General features: G+C 53.5%; 12 protein-coding genes. All 12 read right to left on the bottom strand.

Translation table 11 applies throughout. The features are described 5' to 3' along the window. Positions 1–138 precede the first annotated feature (138 nt). Positions 139–3375: a type VI secretion system membrane subunit TssM gene (tssM, locus tag CBW22_RS20810; protein WP_088517743.1), complete on the bottom strand. Its 3237-nt coding sequence runs from the start codon at positions 3373–3375 to the stop codon at positions 139–141. A 10-nt stretch (positions 3376–3385) separates the two neighbouring features. Continuing rightward, positions 3386–4744, bottom strand: a complete 1359-nt coding sequence (gene tssL / locus CBW22_RS20805) for a type VI secretion system protein TssL, long form (protein WP_088517742.1) — start codon at positions 4742–4744, stop codon at positions 3386–3388. Next, positions 4744–6090 carry a type VI secretion system baseplate subunit TssK gene (gene tssK / locus CBW22_RS20800; RefSeq protein ID WP_088517741.1) on the bottom strand — a complete coding sequence of 449 codons (1347 nt, stop codon included), beginning with the start codon at positions 6088–6090 and terminating at the stop codon, positions 4744–4746. Before tssK ends, tssL begins: the two co-directional genes overlap by 1 nt. Before the next feature lie 3 nt (positions 6091–6093). Continuing rightward, positions 6094–6663, bottom strand: coding sequence for a type VI secretion system lipoprotein TssJ (gene tssJ / locus CBW22_RS20795; protein ID WP_088517740.1), 570 nt, complete (start codon positions 6661–6663; stop codon positions 6094–6096). 91 nt (positions 6664–6754) lie between these two features. Next, on the bottom strand, positions 6755–7240 hold the full coding sequence (locus CBW22_RS20790; RefSeq protein WP_088517739.1) for an Hcp family type VI secretion system effector: 486 nt from the start codon (positions 7238–7240) through the stop codon (positions 6755–6757). Positions 7241–7424: 184 nt separating this feature from the next. Continuing rightward, positions 7425–8912, bottom strand: coding sequence for a type VI secretion system contractile sheath large subunit (gene tssC, locus CBW22_RS20785; RefSeq protein ID WP_088517738.1), 1488 nt, complete (start codon positions 8910–8912; stop codon positions 7425–7427). A 31-nt stretch (positions 8913–8943) separates the two neighbouring features. Continuing rightward, positions 8944–9477, bottom strand: a complete 534-nt coding sequence (gene tssB / locus CBW22_RS20780) for a type VI secretion system contractile sheath small subunit (RefSeq protein WP_088517737.1) — start codon at positions 9475–9477, stop codon at positions 8944–8946. Positions 9478–9552: 75 nt separating this feature from the next. Next, positions 9553–10149 (bottom strand): fimbrial protein, encoded by a 597-nt coding sequence (locus CBW22_RS20775; RefSeq protein WP_176428159.1) that lies wholly within the window; start codon positions 10147–10149, stop codon positions 9553–9555. After that, entirely contained in the window at positions 10134–12593 is a 2460-nt protein-coding gene (locus CBW22_RS20770; protein WP_176428158.1) for a fimbria/pilus outer membrane usher protein, read from the bottom strand. Before CBW22_RS20770 ends, CBW22_RS20775 begins: the two co-directional genes overlap by 16 nt. A 239-nt stretch (positions 12594–12832) precedes the next feature. Then, on the bottom strand, positions 12833–13585 hold the full coding sequence (locus CBW22_RS20765) for a fimbrial biogenesis chaperone (protein WP_088517734.1): 753 nt from the start codon (positions 13583–13585) through the stop codon (positions 12833–12835). A gap of 94 nt (positions 13586–13679) precedes the next feature. Next, the gene (locus CBW22_RS20760; protein ID WP_176428157.1) at positions 13680–14231 is read right to left on the bottom strand and encodes a fimbrial protein; all 552 of its coding nucleotides are present in this window, start codon (positions 14229–14231) and stop codon (positions 13680–13682) included. Positions 14232–14328: 97 nt separating this feature from the next. After that, positions 14329–16986 (bottom strand): type VI secretion system ATPase TssH, encoded by a 2658-nt coding sequence (tssH, locus tag CBW22_RS20755; protein WP_088517815.1) that lies wholly within the window; start codon positions 16984–16986, stop codon positions 14329–14331. Positions 16987–17362: the final 376 nt, after the last annotated feature.

The raw sequence follows: 17362 nt of genomic DNA, 5'->3' as shown, positions 1-17362 counted from the left end.
GCGCCCGCTGGCATCAAAGAAGGCGTCGCGTATCGCCGCTGCCTGCTCAAAGAAATCCAGCCCCTGTCCGCCTTCGCTGCCTTTGTAGCGCCATGGGGAAGTGGATGTATCGACTTTGTCAGCAAGATGCTGTTTGAATCAGCCATCCACCACGCCGTCTGTCGCAAAGAAACGCTCAAATTCCGCCAGCGAAACTTCCTGCCGGCCCGGGGCAAACGGATAACGTCCCTGCAGGGTGTTACGACACATCTGGCCGATGCCATTGTCGATCGCCGTCACGCTCAGTTTGACAATGCTTTTCCGGATGGTCTCATTGGAACGCCTCAGCAGCGGCATCAGGATGCCTTTGACCGGCTCCGGCCAGGTGCGCGACTCTGCCGCCAGTCTGGCACTGTCCGGTCCCATTACCGGGATATCGCCCTCATCCAGCGCGCTGTTATAAACCACGTAGCGGGTATACTGATCGGTCAGCAAATTCATCAGCCTGTTCAGCCCCACGGTCTGATTGGGGTTGACGCCGCCGCTGCTTTGCTCGCCGCCGACAAAACGACGCAGCGAGCTGAACGGAAAGTCCACATACTGATTCACCAGGCGCTGCTCGCGGAAATCGATACCCTGTTTGACACGCGTCGCCTGCTGCACCAGCCGGCCGGTGCGGATTTCATGCTGCAGGGCATCCTGCAACGCTTTATCGCGGCTTTCCGCCAGCGTCGTCTCCATTACCGCGCGCTCCAGCAGGCTGCGCAGCGGAGAGTTATCGGCCACCAGCGTTCGCAAGAGCGCCACATCCAGCGTGAGATTTTGCTGCCCGCTCATAGGAATGAGCCGGATGGCCGACAGGAAACGCTGCCAGTGCTGGCTGTACTCCTGCAGATAGAGCGTCAGGACCTCATCACGCAGCGTCAACGGGTTGACCACCACCGCCGGCTTTCCCAGCACCCAGCTATCCTCACGCTGTAAACCGACCAGCGACGTGGCGAGCTGCTTTTTTACCAGGTTACGCCAGCCATCCCGGGTAAAGAGGCCCGGCACGCCATCCTGGTCATCTGCCGGCGGCATCAGCTTAAAAATCATCGGTGCCTGCGGGTCGACCATCGCCTGCAGGGTGACATTGGGGGGCGCTTCGGCCATCATCTTTTGTTTGAAATGTTGCCAGATGCGGGTGGTTTGCGGGCTCTGCGCCAGCAGGTCTCTGGCGCGTTTCACCAGCACCGGATCGAGCTGGCGGGCTTTCTCCTGCCAGCCGCGCGAGGAGAACAGCGCATTCAGGTGGCTGTCAAAAGTGGATTGCTCGCCATAAGCCTCAATCTTGCCGGACGCTTTCCACTGCTGGTTGATCTGCGCAAGCAGAAAAGTGCGATCGCTATCGCCCTCCCCCCTGAGCATCAGGTAGAGCTTCAGGGCATCCCAGGTGGCACCGGTATCGTTTTCAGCAATCGCGTGGCTTAACGTGGTGGCCGCCTGATCCTGCAGTTTAGGCAGTAAGGCATTTTGTAAAAAGAAGGTGTAGAGCTTGTCTGCACGCCGATCGATGGTGCCCGGGGTATACAGACCGTAGCGCCAGTTCAGCGGCGGGTTATCAATATCCAGCCCCAGATACTGATCCAGTGCCTGAGTGCTGTACAACACGCCAGGTAACAGCTGCTGTTCCGGGTGCGTGACATAATCCTCCACTTTTTCAGTGAGTTGCGTTGTACGTACCGCAAGAGTGGCGAGGTAGTCGCGGTTGAGCTGAAAACTGGTGACGATGCCCCAGACCAACCAGACCGTGAGTAACACCGCCGCGAGATGCCCGGCAAGGTTTTGTAAGCGATCCCGCGTGCGCATCCGCAGGCTGGATCGGACCAGATCGCCATCGGCACTGATGACCTCGGTGAAAAGCTGGCGCAGAAAGTAGTGTTTGCCCCAGGCGGCAGCATTGATGACGCCCGCTTCTTCCCGCTTAATACTGTAAGAGGTGGCCGTGTCGGGAGACTGGTTGTTCACCACATTACGCCAGCGCTGCACCACCGTATTATTATTGAGCAGCCCTTTATCGTCCGGCTGACAGCTGCTGATAAAATAGATGCCGCGCAGCGTGGTATTAAACTGGGTTTCGTCGTAGCGCGAGGATAAAAACAGATGCTGTAACATCTCCGCTACGCTGTGTGCCAGTAAACGAAAGTCCTGCGGTAAGGCATACATCTGTTTGCGATCGGTAACGTCATACTCTTCCAGCTGGCGCTGGCACAGTGTGCTGCTCAGACGCGCTTCCAGTTTACTCAACGCGTTAAGGATGTCGTTGCTCAGCTCAGCCGCGCTCACCGGTGACTGACGATCAAAAGGCAGCGTGACCCCCAGCACCTGTTCCCGCTCAGCGGCCGTCAAATCGCGAAAATAGGCGCTAAACCCGGTCAGCATATCCATATGCGTGATGTTGACGTAAACAGGAAAACGCAGCCCGAGTTTCTCGCGTGCTTCACTCAGGCGCGCACGCAAGGCCGCCGCAATAGCAAGGCGCTCCGCCTGATTCCTGTGCAGGATATCGGCCACGGAGAGGGCGACCACCACGCCGCTGATGCTGCGTTGCGGGCGGTATTTTTTTAAGGCAGCCAGCACACCCTGCCACTCCTGCCGGGCTTGTGGGATATCCAGCAGATATTTGCCGGCGGTATCCAGAAACAGAGCCTCGTTGGTATACAGGCACTCGATATTCTCTGTCGGTGGGTTTTCGCGCCCCTGGCGATTAAGTTGATCGGGTAACGGAAAATCCAGCCCGGAAGAGAACAGCATGGTGGTTTTGCCTGCGCCTTCGCTACCCAGCACCATAAACCACGGCAAGCGGTTTTTGCTGTCTGTAAAGCTGAAAAAGCGGCGCCACAGCGGCAGCGCGCGATGAATACGCTGAGTGTATTTAACGCCGGCAGCGATGGTCTGATTGATGGCGCGCAGGTCGGGTTTATTGCCGGAGGTCACGCGTTGGCTGCGAAATTTATTCAACAGCTCCGGATTGACCGCCAGCGCCTGTAAAAGGCACCACAATCCCCACAGCGCAGTCACCACCAGCAGCAGCGCTATCACCGTCCAGCGATGCGCCGGGCTTTTTAACGGGTAACGTTCGCCCACCATGATGTGCGGACCGATGATCCACACCAGCGCCATAACGAACAGCGCGACATCCACAAACAGCGGCAGGCGGTACCAGCGCAGGAGCAACATCACCAGCAGAAGAACCAGCATAATGACACGGCTCTCAACGCTGGCCCAGGGCGTCACTTCGCCAAAGCCAAACCAGGGCCCGAGAAACCAGACTGCCGCCGCCAGCACCGCAAAACACGCGATAAGCGCGAAGCGTCTTAAGCCTGTTCCTGAAAATATTCGATTCAACACTGACATGTTTTGTCCATTAATAATTGACTAATATTTCGACGCGGCGGTTCTGCGCTCGCCCTTCTGGCGTGGCATTGCTGGCAACGGGATCGCTGTCTCCCTTGCCTTCAACCTGAATGCGATCGGCCGTGATACCGGCTTTCTCCAGCCATTGCGCCACGCTGGCGGCACGCTTTTCAGCCAGAACCTGGTTATTGGGAATGCCGGGCTTATTGATGGGCTGCGAGTCGGTATAACCGACGATCAGCGCTTTACCCTTCACGCGATGAATTTCTTCTGCCACCCGACGCAGGACATCCTGGGTGCTTTCCATGACGTCGAAGGTCCCGGTTTTGAACATGCCGTCGCCGCGGAAGATCACCAGGCTGCGTTCCGGCGTTTCGTCCACACTCACCAGCTTGCGTGCAATCTCTTCCTGCAGCAGAGTGGCCAGCCTCAGGCGGGCAACCGGCTGAGGTGGAATCACTTCCGGCAAGCGCGCGGCAGCATCAATGCGCGTAATAACCTGGCTTTCGGGGATCAGAAGGTGGTATTTCGCATAGATGAAACTGCCGGCAATGATGACCCCGGCGAGTAACGCGCTAATACGCACCGGAATGGCATAGTCAAAGCGCTTAGCGCCGCCCCGCAGCGGAATGGCATCAGGCGCCAGCAGTGCGCCGCGATCTTCACGTGCGCTTTGCAGTAACGTCAGCAAGCGCTGGCGAATACGGTTAAGCTGGCGTTCGCCGTTCTCAACAATGCTGTAGCGTCCCTCAAAACCCAGCCCCAGAATCATCAGCTGGATTTCCAGCACATCGGTATATTCCTGTGGCGATATAGAGAGCCGGCCAACCAGCAGGAAGAACTTAACGCCGCCGTCGTTATCACCTTCGAAATGGTTCAGCAGGTTGCTCTGCGACCATTTCACCTCCTGGCTCCACGGCAAGGCGAGGACGGCTTCATCCAGCGCGGTACACAGGCAATAGCGCACGATGGCCATTTTTTTCCATGAGATATCCGCTTCATCACAGACCACGCTGAACAGGGTGATCTCTCTTTTCAGCGTCTCTTTCAGCAGGCTGGCTTCCTGATGGCCGTTAACCTGTTCGGGGATTTCACTCAACGCCCGCAATAACGGCAGCGCGGCTTCCAGCAGCGGCGACGCCGCGCTTTTCACGCGATTCACGCGCTCATGAATGCTTTCACTGCGTAACCGGCTGCTGTCGTAGCGCTCGCTTGTCGCATCGGGCTGAGGCGTCGCGCCAGCCGTGACATCAGCGAAACCGCCGGAATCATCGAGTAAGAAATGCCCCAGCCCCTGACTGCTGCCCTCACCGGCAGGCGGCGCATCAAACAAGCGGTGGTTAAGGCTGAAATCGTTGTGCTCGCTCATCAGTCACGAATTCCCCACAGTTCCATCTTCAGGCCGGGGAAATCGCCTGCCACGTGCAGGGCAATCGCGCCGCTGCTGGCGATACGATCCCAGAAAGGTCCGCTCTTGATCAGTTCAAAATAGACATGGCCGGCACTGTAAGGAATCTGGCGCGGCGGCACCGGCAGCGGCTGAATCTCCAGTCCGGGTAAATGGGAACGGACCAGCTCATGCAGCTGCTGCGGCGCACTGAATTTGGCCTGCGACAGGTACTGATGCTGCAGGACATCCATGGGCAGCTGAGCGGAAACCGCCACCACCAGATTACTGAAACCGCGCAGTTCATTCGGCAACACATTCGCCGACCAGACACCATTGCCCCGTGCTTCCAGCGTGATCATCTGGCCAGCACGGACCAGGATCTGGTTAAGCTGTTCATGGATATCATCCACCAGCGGGCGGATGGAGGTGTACAGACTGTCATGCTTATACCCCGGAGCCGGGTTTGGACGGCGCGTTTTTACCCGGATGAAGGTAGAAAGTTCACCGGCAAACTTCGCCAGTTCCTGATACAGCATGATGGGCGGCAATTCCGGGATAGTGCGCAGATGGTCAAGCAGCGGTTCGTACTTATTGAAAATCTGCAGCAACAGATAATCGACAATTTCTGCACTGGCGCTGGCTTTGCCATCGCTGTTTGACAGGCGGGTGGCCAGCATGCCAGCACGAATTTTGATTAAGCCATTGAGATGGGTCAGCCATTCGTTCAGCAACGCATTGGCACCATAGCCGGTGACCGGGGGAATATGATCTTCGGTGTGCAGTAAGACGCTCCCATCCGGCTGAATGGCACGAACCCGCGTGAGCGGCAAGCCAATCCATGACTCGGTCATTTCATGCTCTGCCACCAGACGTAACCGCAGCTGTGCCAGCTGCACCGGTTTCGCTCCCTGGTGGATCGCATTAGTGTCACTGACTTCCGTTTCATGGCCGCAAAAGCGCGCCAGCGAACTGTTGTCATACTCATCAAAAATGGTTTCATTGCTGTTATCCAGACGCAGCGGCACGGCCAGATAAATCATTTTGCCCAGATGCTCAGGGGCGATAGTCAGCGGCAGCGGTAACTCCGCATGCCCGGGCATATCAAACGGTGTGCCGTCCGGCAGCACGCCGCTGGCGGCGCGCAGCACCAGCTTGCCGTATGACAGCGCTTCCCGGTCAATTTCATAGGCCGAAAAACCCCAGAAAAAAGGCGTAATCGTCATTGCCCGCTTGTGGGAATAATATTCCAGATAACGCTCCTGCTGCTGAAAAAGCTGCGGACGCAGAAATAAGCCTTCACTCCAGACAACTTTATTTGTTCTCATGATTTAATTTACCGTTTTAACTGAAGTGGTCAGGTTATCCATCCTGACAATAATGTGCGGCAGCCAGGCTTTTTCACGATAAAAAGGGCGCAGCATCTGCTGATACCAGCGAGGTTCAGGCTTAACAGGGAGGATATAATTCACCTTCCAGAGTGAATCTGAAATATCCCGATAAGCGGTAATAATGCCCAATTGTTCAACTTTGTCGGAGAGATCAAAAATCTGGTTTTTCTTTTCACCGGGTAAAATGATGGTGTCATAAATCAGCTGCGTCTGGCGCGACAGTTCAGGATCGCTATTCTCTGTCAGCGTAATAAAATCGCTGGACATAAAGGCCTGCGGCTGAGTGAGCTGGTACACCATTATCCGCAAAGGATTCGCTTCCCCTTCGCTGTTTTTATTAATATTGCTGGCGGCAACAAAAGTGACCTCAACCGATTCCGCGCGTGCACGGTTATGATGTTTATCTGCACTTTGACAGGCCGACAGGATGCTTATTACAGGAATGATGAAGATGATCACCAGCCAATGCCGGAGGGAGGCGAAATTATGCTGCGTATTGTTATTCATCATTATATCCTCCTTGATCTGTATAAAATATTTTTGATGATGCGCGTAAATAACCCTGCCACATGCTGGGTGGCAGGGCTGAAACCACGCTTAATTAAGCGTGCTGGTTGGCCTTAACATCGTAAGAGGCAGAAATCACGCCCGACTTATGACCTTCTGCATTCTGCGTCACGTAATCTTCAGTCACTTTCGTGAAGGAGAAACGCACTTCTTCACGTGGACGCGTTTCATCCTGATGTGAACCGCCCATCGCTACGGAGGTGATGATGACGTCAGAGAATTTCAGAACCAGATATTCCAGTGGATTGCCACCGGCTTTACGCACGGTGAACACGATATTCTTAATATGCTTACCGGTCAGACAGTAGCTCACCAGGTTTGGACTGGCTTTGTCGGTATAGTGCTGGAAAACAAAGTCCGCAACCGTTGCGCGGCCGGAACCGCCCCCTGAACCACTGTGCATATTAGAAGGCTGACGCACATCCCAGTTCCATTCCAGAACCTGGATTTCATCCTTATGCACGGCATCCAGAGATTCGCCATCGATGCCATCAATTTTAATAAACATATCTTGTGCCATAATTTCCTCTCAAGCACTGGTCGTATTGAAATAATTCAATGACTCGCATTGAATGATAAAAGAGTGCCGCGCCAGATAAACCGGCGTGCATTCTCTTTGAATGCAAAGTAATGTTTTACTTTGACTCTTAATTATCCGGCTCAGACATTGTCCTTAATATCCATTGTCAAACCGGATAGTTAATTCAGACGCCGCTTTTTACCGACGGCAGTTTGGCAACCATACGCAGCGATACCGTTAATCCTTCCAGCTGGAAATGCGGACGCAGGAAGAATTTGGCGCTGTAATATCCCGGGTTCCCTTCAACATCTTCAACCACGACTTCAGCCGCGGCCAGTGGGCGGCGGGCTTTGATATCGATCGACGAGTTGGCCGGATCGCCATCGACGTAATTCATCACCCAGTCATTCAGCCAGCGCTGCATATCATCACGTTCTTTGAACGAACCAATTTTGTCGCGCACGATGCACTTCAGGTAATGGGCAAAACGCGAGCAGGCAAACAGGTAAGGCAGACGCGCAGAAAGCATGGCGTTAGCCGTGGCATCGGCATCAGCATACTCCGCCGGTTTTTGCAGTGACTGCGCGCCAATAAACGCGGCAAAATCCGTGTTTTTGCGGTGCACCAGCGGGATAAAACCGTTTTTAGCCAGCTCGGATTCACGGCGATCGGAAATCGCGATTTCGGTAGGACATTTCATGTCCACACCACCGTCATCCGTCGGGAAGGTATGACAAGGCAGACCTTCAACCACACCGCCACTTTCAACACCCCGGATCATGGTGCACCAGCCGTTCTCTTTAAAGGAACGGTTGATGTTCACCGCCATCGCATAGGCTGCGTTAGACCAGACATATTTGCTGTGATTTTCCCCGTCGGTATTCTCTTCGAAATGGAACGCGTCCACCGGATTGGTGCGCGTGCCATAAGGCAGGCGAGACAGGAAACGCGGCATGGCCAGGCCGATGTAGCGGGAATCTTCAGACTGGCGCAGGCTGTTCCAGGCGGCATATTCCAGATTCTGGGTAAAAATTTTCGTGAGATCGCGCGGATTTGACAGCTCCTGCCAGGAGTCCATCTGCAACACATTGGGCGAAGCACCCGCAATGAATGGCATATGCGCTGACGCTGCCACTTTACCGATTGAAGAGAGCAAATCGACATCGGCAGCGGAGTGGTCGAAGTAATAATCCGCCACCAGACAGCCATAAGGTTCGCCACCCAGCTGACCATACTCTTCTTCATAGATTTTTTTGAATAGCGGACTCTGATCCCATGAGGTGCCTTTATAGCGCTTCATGCTGCGGCGCAACTCATCTTTTGAGACATCCATAAAGCGTAATTTCAGCTTCTCATCGGTCTCGGTGTTGTATACCAGATGGTGCAGGCCACGCCAGGCGCTCTCCAGCGACTGAAACTCTTCGTGGTGCAGAACGAGGTTAATCTGATCGGATAATTTGCGATCAATTTCAGCGATAATAGAGGCAATGCTTTTATAGGCATCATCAGACACCGTTACAGTATTTGCCAGCGCCTGCTCGGCCAGGGTTTTTACCGCACCTTCAACGGCAGCTTTGGTCTGATCGGATTTCGCTTTAAATTCTTTATTCAGCAGCGAACTAAAAGCGCTGGCCTGGGCGGCAGCATCAACGGCTGCGCTGTTTTTTTCCATTGTTTGTGAAGCAGACATCTTATCTCCTTATTTAAATCGCAGCGGGGTTGGCGTCCGTGCTGTCACTGTGCTTTTTTGGCGCAGAAGCCAGAGAATTTAAGAGCGCTTTGTCTTTCAGCAGCGTCATCACTAATTCTTCAGCGCCCGCTTTACCGTCCATATAGGTCTGCAGGTTGGCAAGCTGTGTGCGTGCTTCCAGCAGCTGGGAAAGTGAATCCACTTGTCGGGCGATAGCATCCGGTTCAAAATCGCTCATGCTTTCGAACGTGACATCGATCATTAACTGACCTTCACCGGTCAGGGTATTCGGTACCGCAAAAGCCACACGGGGACGCATCGCTTTCATGCGCTCATCGAAGTTGTCAATATCGATGTCCAGGAACTGACGGTCGGCCACCGAAGGCAACGGTTCAAGCGGCTTGCCAGACAGATCGGCCAGTACACCCATCACAAATGGCAATTCAACTTTCTTTTCTGAACCGTATATTTCAACGTCATATTCAATCTGAACGCGTGGCGCACGGTTGCGCGCAATAAATTTTTGCGAACTATTCTTGTTAACCATAATAACCTTTCTGCATTTTTAATTTAGGTATACCCGGTAAACGCCCGGAACCAGTAGGTGCTCATTCTATTGCTGTTATTTGTAAGTCAGGTCAATGGTGGAACGTGTTTGCACTCGCCCCGCATTCACGGCGCCATTACTCTTCGCGTAATAACTGGCAATAAAGTACTGAGTCACTTCATTACCGCTAGCAGGAATAACATATTCCTGATAACTGGTATTATCGTCGATACGCATTTGTGTACCGGCAATATTCCGTACCCGTACCTGTACATCCCGACTAAAATCATTACCGGTGCCATTAATTAAATTCTTTGTGACGGAGTCCGACGCTTCACCACCGCGGGTGGTGAAGCGCATTTCAATGGTGCGGTTCACCGGGCAGTTGCGGAGTGCGATGGGAAACGGGGTACTTCCGACTTCGGCACCGCTTTTTTGCAATGATTTTGCCGACACCGCGGGCAGATTTACGGTACCTGCTGTGCCACCGTTATTGACATCCACTTCACAGGTGCGCCCCAGAAACGTGCCGGTGAAGCTCACCGCAATCCTGCAGCTGCCTGCGACTGAACAATCTGCGGCGCTGACTGAACACGACGTCGCCAGTAAAGCGAAAAGAAACCGCACCAGATACCGGTCAGGGCGATGAGTGCCGATCAGTTTTTCAGACATACCACCTCCATGGTAGAGATAGACAGGACGGTGGCGGCTTCCTTCACCACGGGTGCCGCATTCTGCGCCACACATTTCAGTTTTTCGCTGCCTACCTGCGCCAGTAAAGGGTTCTGCGCCGGGTTCCAGCCGCGGATAAAGGCCTGTCCCCCCTGACCGACCACACTCTGGTTCAGCCCGTTGCTGTCATTCAGTTCGGTGCCGATAGGCAGATAGTTATGCGCGCCATCCCGCACCGTCAGGATCAGCGGTGCACCTGAAATGGTGTTCATCTGCACCGCTATCGCCGCGCCCTGACGCGGATAAATTCGCGCCTCGTTGTCCAGTACGTCGACCGTTTGCGGCAAACCTTTCGCGTCCAGCTGTACCGCATTCTCCCGGTAGGGATAGAGCGAAGGCTTAATGGCGTAGCCGAACCGGTCAACCTTCGCCCCCTGACCGTTTAACAATCCGGCACCGGTCGCCCCATCGGCGTGGACGATGGCAAAGGCCGCATCATTAATTGCCGGTCCGAGGGTAACGCCACCGGCATGGGCCACCATGCTGCCGCGCATAAAGCCGGCCAGCTGCGACGTATTACGATCCACTGTGGTGCTAACCCCTGCCTGACCGTACGGTGACTGGTATTGCAGATTACCGCTGGCCGCTTTGCCGCGTCCGTTGGTGCCCGCGCTGACGCCCACACCGTAAGTCAGCTCATTCTGATCGCCCTGATAACCTGATGCATTTGCCTGAAACTGCGTGCCGTTCAGATTACTGTTGCTGACTGAGCTATACAGCGAACTGAACAGTGGCTTATTGATTGAGCTGAAGCCAAGCGGCACACTGACTGACAGCTGAATGATATTTTCATCTCTGCCATTGCCCGCCCGGGTACGGGATCCGGTAATGGCATAACTGAATTTTTCCAGCGCATGATTAAAGCTCACCGAATATTGTCGCGAGTTGGCCTGCTGATTCCAGTAACTGGCGAGACTGCCAATAAACCACAGCGATTTATTTTCATCGAGACGCTGATTAATGCTGGCGGTGAAGCGGTTCTGGGTGCGGTAATCAACGTAGGTATCCTTAAAACCATTAGTTTCCCCCGCAACGAATCCCTGCCGCGCCAACGCCGTTTCCCGAAACGTATAATAGCCTTTCGAAGTGTAGCGATACGCTGCCAACGTAATATTGGTATCCGTCGGCCCCAGATATTTGCTGTAATTTAGCTGATAGCTGTGCCCTAACCGTTGAATATTGTCTTTCAGCACGCTGCGGGCGTTGATAACGTCAAATGAGATGCCGCCCAGCGCGGTATTAAACGCCTGGCCGATACCAAAGGCTTTGTAATATTCACCAATCAGGGCCCCACCATACAGGGTCCAGAAATTCATTACGCCGCGGTGATAGGTTGCCTGGAAGACATCCGGGTGCGCTTTGATATCGGTTTCATCCAGCTGCCCGAGTGACACCGAGAAACGCGATGCGCCTTCACGTAAAAGCATCGGCGGTGCCGAAAACGGAATAACCTGTTCTCTGGTTCGACCATCCGCTTCGGTTATTTTCATGATCAGTTCACCACCGTAACCCATGGCACCCAGGTCGGTAATGGCGAAGGGGCCGGGCGGCACCATCGTTTCATACAGCGTCTGCCCGCGCTGCGTAACCGTAATTCTGGCGTTGGTTTCAGCGACACCGCGTATTATCGGAGAGTAGTTGCGCATCTCCGTCGGCAGCATGCGCTCATCTGTTTGTAACATCACACCCCGCAGGCTGTAGCTGTCAAACAGATTACCGTTGCTGCTGGTCTGCCCTGCCGTCAGCACGGCTTTTAGCGGCGTAATATCCCGCTGCACATAGGTGTAAAGGTTTTGCACAGACGACGGAGCCCGATTGCTCCAGTTAACGTTTGAGCGTTTACGCAGGCGCCATTCGCCAAGATTAACCCCGCCGGTTACCGCCAGGTTACCGCTGCTGGTTGCACTGCCTTTGCCTAATCCCCAATTGTTGCGCCAGACATTGGCAGCATAGTCGAGGTAGCCTACAGTCTCGCCAGTCTGCCACAGACTGGGATCGACGTAATCATCGCTACGATGGCGCACATACAGCTGGGGCACGGTTAAATTGAGTTCGAAATCACCGCCGTTATAGTTACTTTTTGTTCCAGGCACCCAGCGCTCAAGAATAAAACATTTGTCGTTACCATCCGGCGCAATACGTTTTAGCTGCTGCAGTTGTTTTTCATCAGGAATAATTCCCAGCTGGCTCAATTGACCCGCACTAAAACAGGCCTGCACCTGTTTATTTGCATTTTGCTGGACAAACTGAAGTTTCAACCTGCCGCGGACATTCTCATTCACATACACGATGACGTCATAAACACCGGGTAAAGTCGCGTTTTGTTGCGAGAAACGCGTAATATCAATGTTACTTCCATGCAAAAAATCACTGTTAAAATCCATTGTCGCTGGCTCAGGAGAACCTGAGGTGGAATGTGGCGCATCCTGTGCCATTACCGGGCCTCTGGTTATGATGGCCATCAGTAAACTCATTTTGATCAGTACGCTTAATTTTTTTAAGCGACTGACAGCATTGACTCCTGAATTTTTGCCCAGCTCCACAGTCAAAACTCCTTTTAGCCCCGCTTTCCAACCCTGAAAGATCCGTCACCCTCAACAACCAGCAATTATTCTTTTATGTTTTACTTTGCCTGTTTGATAAATTGCCCACCGGTCAGCCTGAGCTGCGTAAGCACGGCACCGCCATAATCATTCATATACTGGAAGTCCATTGAGGTGATCCCGCTGACTGATTTCTTATTCTGAGGGAAATAGGTCTGCTCAGAGTGAGGCGCGACCATGTCAGAATTCAGTTCAGTAGTTTTTCCGCCAGTTAGCGCATTTACAGAATTAAAAGAAAAATAGTACGGTGTCGGATTTTTAACTTTTATTCCCTCACCTTTATTAACATCGCGCACCAGACTCCACTCAAGTTTGTCTACCTCTGTTGCGGGTGAACCACTGAGCAGCGCTTTGGGGCGATAAAAAATCTTAATGCGTGTGCGGAAGGCAATTTCCAGCTTTTGTCCCGACTGCTCACCCGTTGCTTTCGGCGGTATCTCCAGCAGGTTGAACCAAAACAGCGACTCCCTGTCCTGCGGCAAAGCCATGCCGTTATAGACCATACGAATGCTCTGGCCTTTATTGGCTTCAACGCGAAAAACCGGTGGCGTTAAAATAAAGGGAACTTTACTTTTTTGTACGTCGACCTGCGCATCACCTTCATCAACCCACACTTGTGCCAGTGCAGGATTCTTATTGATATTAATGGTGCGCACATTCACTTCATTCTGATCACCGGGGAAAATGATGCGCGTCCCGCTTATCACAATGGAAGAAAATGCCGGGCTTACCGCACTGAATAATAGCGATACCAGCAGAATATTTTTAAACATAACCCTCATCCCGATACGTGGCTGAATACACAATTGCAGGAATAAACTATTGCTAATACAGTGGCGCCCTTTGCGGGCAGCCACTTTATCAGGCTTATTTATAGGCCAGGGTGTACAGCACTTTCGCATATACCGGACCGACGGTAGAGGCACCTGTCGCGTAATAACCACCCGCGTAAGTGGTGGTGGCTTTACCATCATCACTGATGTTGAAGTATTTACCGGTGCTGCCCACAGGCAGGAAGCCGGTGCTCACCCCGTAGTCATACAGGCGAACTTCAACATTCTGCGCTTTGTTGGCATCCGGTGACGCGTTGGTGAGGTTCTGCGTTTCCGGGTTGGCGCCCGAACTGCCGTTAGCTTCAAAGTGCACGGCAACCTGGGTTGGCCGATCAGCCGTACCACTTACCGGACACTTTTCAACGCGAATATTAAATGCTGTTGATCCCGTCTGATCACCCGCTTTCGCCAGCGCAGAACGGTTCACCGTTGGCAGGGTAACCTGCAGCGCTTCATCACCGCTCACGATGCTACAGGTGTTATCCGTTACTTTACCGTTAAATTCGACATAACCGTTATCCACAGCGGCTGCATTACCCGCAGCCAGCAGAGCCAGAACGGCAATTGACGTTTTCAGCTTGCGCATCTTAACTATCCTTAAATTTTTTGCGTTAAAAATAAGTACGTTTGACATTTCATGTCAGGAATCACCTGACCAATGAAATTCTTTGCCGCTGTGCCGCTTAATGTTTTAGCGTCACCACATATTCATCGTCGTTTCTGTCCAGCGTAATAACGTTATTTTTCAGGCTTGCCTGCTGGGCGAGAATGGCTTTACCCAGTAAAGTGGTAATCGTCTGTTCAATAATACGAATCAGTAACCGCGCACCGGTTTCAGCCACGCAACACTGCGCCACAACATATTCCACCACCGCATCGGTATAGTGCAGTTCACACTGATATTGTCTGGTGACACGTTCCTGAATACGCGCCAGATGTAAACGAACAATCTGACCCAGCGAACTATGCTGTAAAGGCAGGTAGGGCACCACATTCACTCTGCCCAGAAATGCTGCCGGAAATACCTTTAGTAATTCCGCTTGCAGTGCGGCCAGCAGTCCTTGCTGATCGGGCGCCGTTTCTTCATCGCTATATAACCGGGTGATTAATTCGCTGCCGGTATTGCTGGTCAGCAACAGCACGGTATTTTTAAAATCGATGCTGCGCCCTTCGCCATCTTCGAGCTGGCCTTTATCAAACACCTGATAGAAGAGTTCATGCACATCCGGATGCGCCTTTTCAATTTCGTCCAGCAGAACCACGCTGTAAGGGCGACGACGTACGGCCTCGGTCAGTACTCCGCCTTCGCCGTAGCCGACATAACCCGGCGGCGATCCTTTAAGCGACGAGATGGTGTGTGCTTCCTGATACTCGCTCATGTTGACCGTAATCAGGTTTTGATCGCCACCGTACATGCTTTCCGCAATCGCCAGCGCAGTTTCGGTCTTGCCGACACCCGATGGCCCAACCAGCATAAAGACGCCCAGCGGTTTGCGTGGGTCAGCCAGGCCAGCGCGTGCCGTCATAATGCAGTCGCTCAGCTGAGCAAGGGCGGCAGGCTGTCCAATGACGCGCTGGTTGAGGCGTGCTGGCAGTTCCATGACTTTTTTGACCTCATCTTTCAGCATCTGGCCGACAGGAATGCCCGTCCAGTCACCCACAATGCGCGCAATGACGGCTTCATTAACCTCGGCCTGAACGAGTTGCTCATCAGAGATTAACTGTGCCAGCTGCTGCTCTTCCTTCTGCAACGCTTCTCGTCGCGCTGTCAGCGAGGCGGTATCACACTCATGTTGCGCCAGCGCACCGGCGATCTGCTGTCGCAGAGACACAATCCGGCCGACGCATTCGCGCTCGGCCTGCCAGCGTTTTTCTAAGGCCTCACCCGCTTCCGACCACGCCTGCAAGGCAGTATTCAGCTCGGCGATACGCTCAGAGGCATCACGGCCAAACTGATGGGCTTTCGCCAGCGATTGCAGCTCGGTGCGCGCGGTTTCCTGCTGCCAAATCAGGGTTTGCAGCCTGGCCGGGGCGGTAAACTGCGCCACGGCAATGCGGGCACAGGCCGTGTCCAGCAGGCTGATAGCCTTATCAGGTAGCTGCCTTGCCGGGATATAACGATGGGATAAGGTGACGGCCGCCTGCACGGCTTCATCGGTGATCCAGACACCGTGGTGCTTCTCCAGAGCCGGGACCAGACCGCGTAACATCGCCACGGCGACATTTTCTGGCGGTTCAGCGACCTGCAACACCTGAAAACGGCGCGTCAGTGCCGGATCTTTCTCGATGTGACGTTTATATTCACTCCAGGTCGTGGCACCGATGGTGCGCAACTGGCCGCGCGCCAGCGCCGGTTTAAGCAGGTTAGCAGCATCACCGGTACCGGCATTGCCGCCCGCGCCGACCAGGGTGTGAATTTCATCAATGAACAGCACCACAGGCTGAGGTGACGCCATTGCTTCCTCAAGTACGCCTTTCAGGCGCGCCTCAAACTCACCTTTCATGCTGGCACCCGCCGCCAGGGCAACCACATCCAGGGTTAACAGACGAACGTTCTCTAACGCTGGCGGCACCGCGCCGGCGACGATCGCCTGTGCCAGCCCTTCGACCACCGCGGTTTTTCCTACACCCGCATCTCCTGTTAACAGGGGATTATTCTGACGACGGCGCAGCAGGATATCGACCATGGTGGCGATTTCCTGGTTTCTCCCCAGCACGGGATCGGTCTTGCCTTCACGTGCCAGCAACGTCAGGTCAGTGGTGTATTGCGCCAGTGAAGCCGTTGCCGCCTGCCCCATCGCCTGGCTGGCTTCGCCGGGCATTGAGCCCTGGTAGAAGGCCGAGCCATCGCTGGCGTCTTCTGTCGCTTCCGGTGATTCACGCGTGATGTAGTTAAGCTCGCTGGTCATGACGTCCAGCGCCACTTTTTCCAGCGCAGGTGCCATCCCGAGCAGTGTACGGCGCAGCTCCATGTTACTGAGCATGGCAATCAGCAGGTGGGCGCTGCGAATACGGTTATCGAGACACTCCAGGCTGGCACACACCCAGGCGCGCTCAATGGCCAGCTCGATATGATAGGAGAAGTCAGAGATTGAGCTGGCGCCGGTTGGCAGGCGAGCCAGCGCCTGCGTAAAGCCGCGTTCAAGCTGTTCCCCGTCAATGTCAAAATAACGAACGATGTGTTTAAGATCGCTGTCTCCGTGGTGCCAGAGCTGATTCAGCCAGTGAACTAACTCGACGTAAGGATTACCGCGCAATTTACAGAAAGTGGTGGCACTCTCAATGGTTGCGAAGAGCGTTTTATCCAGCTTGCCAAATAAATTTTTTCTGATGATAGCCACGTTCATTACCTTTTAAACGTTGCATATGCAGACGGGTTAAATCACCTTGCTGTGAACTCGCCGTACCATGCCGATGCTTTGTGCATTCATGGCGATGAAATTTAACGGCTCACCCTATTATTGTGAACCCCCTAAAATCACATTGGGAATAAAATTAACAAAACTCCTAATGGCGGGACATTTAACGAGAGTCAACTGAGACTTTATTACTACTTCAGGTTTGAATGATGGGAAAAAGGAGCGAAAAAAATCACAATAAGCCATTGATAATAAATCAAATTAAATGATTCTCAGTATGCGGGGGCAATCAAAAAAAACGCCATCCTTACCAATAAGCAAACTCCTACAGCGACGTAATCAATAACCTATTTATTGC

This window comes from Pantoea sp. VS1, assembly GCF_002207995.1.
Taxonomy (GTDB): domain Bacteria; phylum Pseudomonadota; class Gammaproteobacteria; order Enterobacterales; family Enterobacteriaceae; genus Pantoea; species Pantoea dispersa.
The sequence above is the reverse complement of the archived record's forward strand: the minus strand, read 5'-3'. Positions and strand labels throughout refer to the sequence as shown.

Coding starts and splice junctions, on each gene's coding strand:
- tssM (WP_088517743.1), bottom strand. CDS start 3,375: ATGTCAGTGTTGAATCGAATATTTTCAGGAACAGGCTTAAGACGCTTC.
- tssL (WP_088517742.1), bottom strand. CDS start 4,744: ATGAGCGAGCACAACGATTTCAGCCTTAACCACCGCTTGTTTGATGCG.
- tssK (WP_088517741.1), bottom strand. CDS start 6,090: ATGAGAACAAATAAAGTTGTCTGGAGTGAAGGCTTATTTCTGCGTCCG.
- tssJ (WP_088517740.1), bottom strand. CDS start 6,663: ATGATGAATAACAATACGCAGCATAATTTCGCCTCCCTCCGGCATTGG.
- CBW22_RS20790 (WP_088517739.1), bottom strand. CDS start 7,240: ATGGCACAAGATATGTTTATTAAAATTGATGGCATCGATGGCGAATCT.
- tssC (WP_088517738.1), bottom strand. CDS start 8,912: ATGGAAAAAAACAGCGCAGCCGTTGATGCTGCCGCCCAGGCCAGCGCT.
- tssB (WP_088517737.1), bottom strand. CDS start 9,477: ATGGTTAACAAGAATAGTTCGCAAAAATTTATTGCGCGCAACCGTGCG.
- CBW22_RS20775 (WP_176428159.1), bottom strand. CDS start 10,149: ATGTCTGAAAAACTGATCGGCACTCATCGCCCTGACCGGTATCTGGTG.
- CBW22_RS20770 (WP_176428158.1), bottom strand. CDS start 12,593: ATGGATTTTAACAGTGATTTTTTGCATGGAAGTAACATTGATATTACG.
- CBW22_RS20765 (WP_088517734.1), bottom strand. CDS start 13,585: ATGTTTAAAAATATTCTGCTGGTATCGCTATTATTCAGTGCGGTAAGC.
- CBW22_RS20760 (WP_176428157.1), bottom strand. CDS start 14,231: ATGCGCAAGCTGAAAACGTCAATTGCCGTTCTGGCTCTGCTGGCTGCG.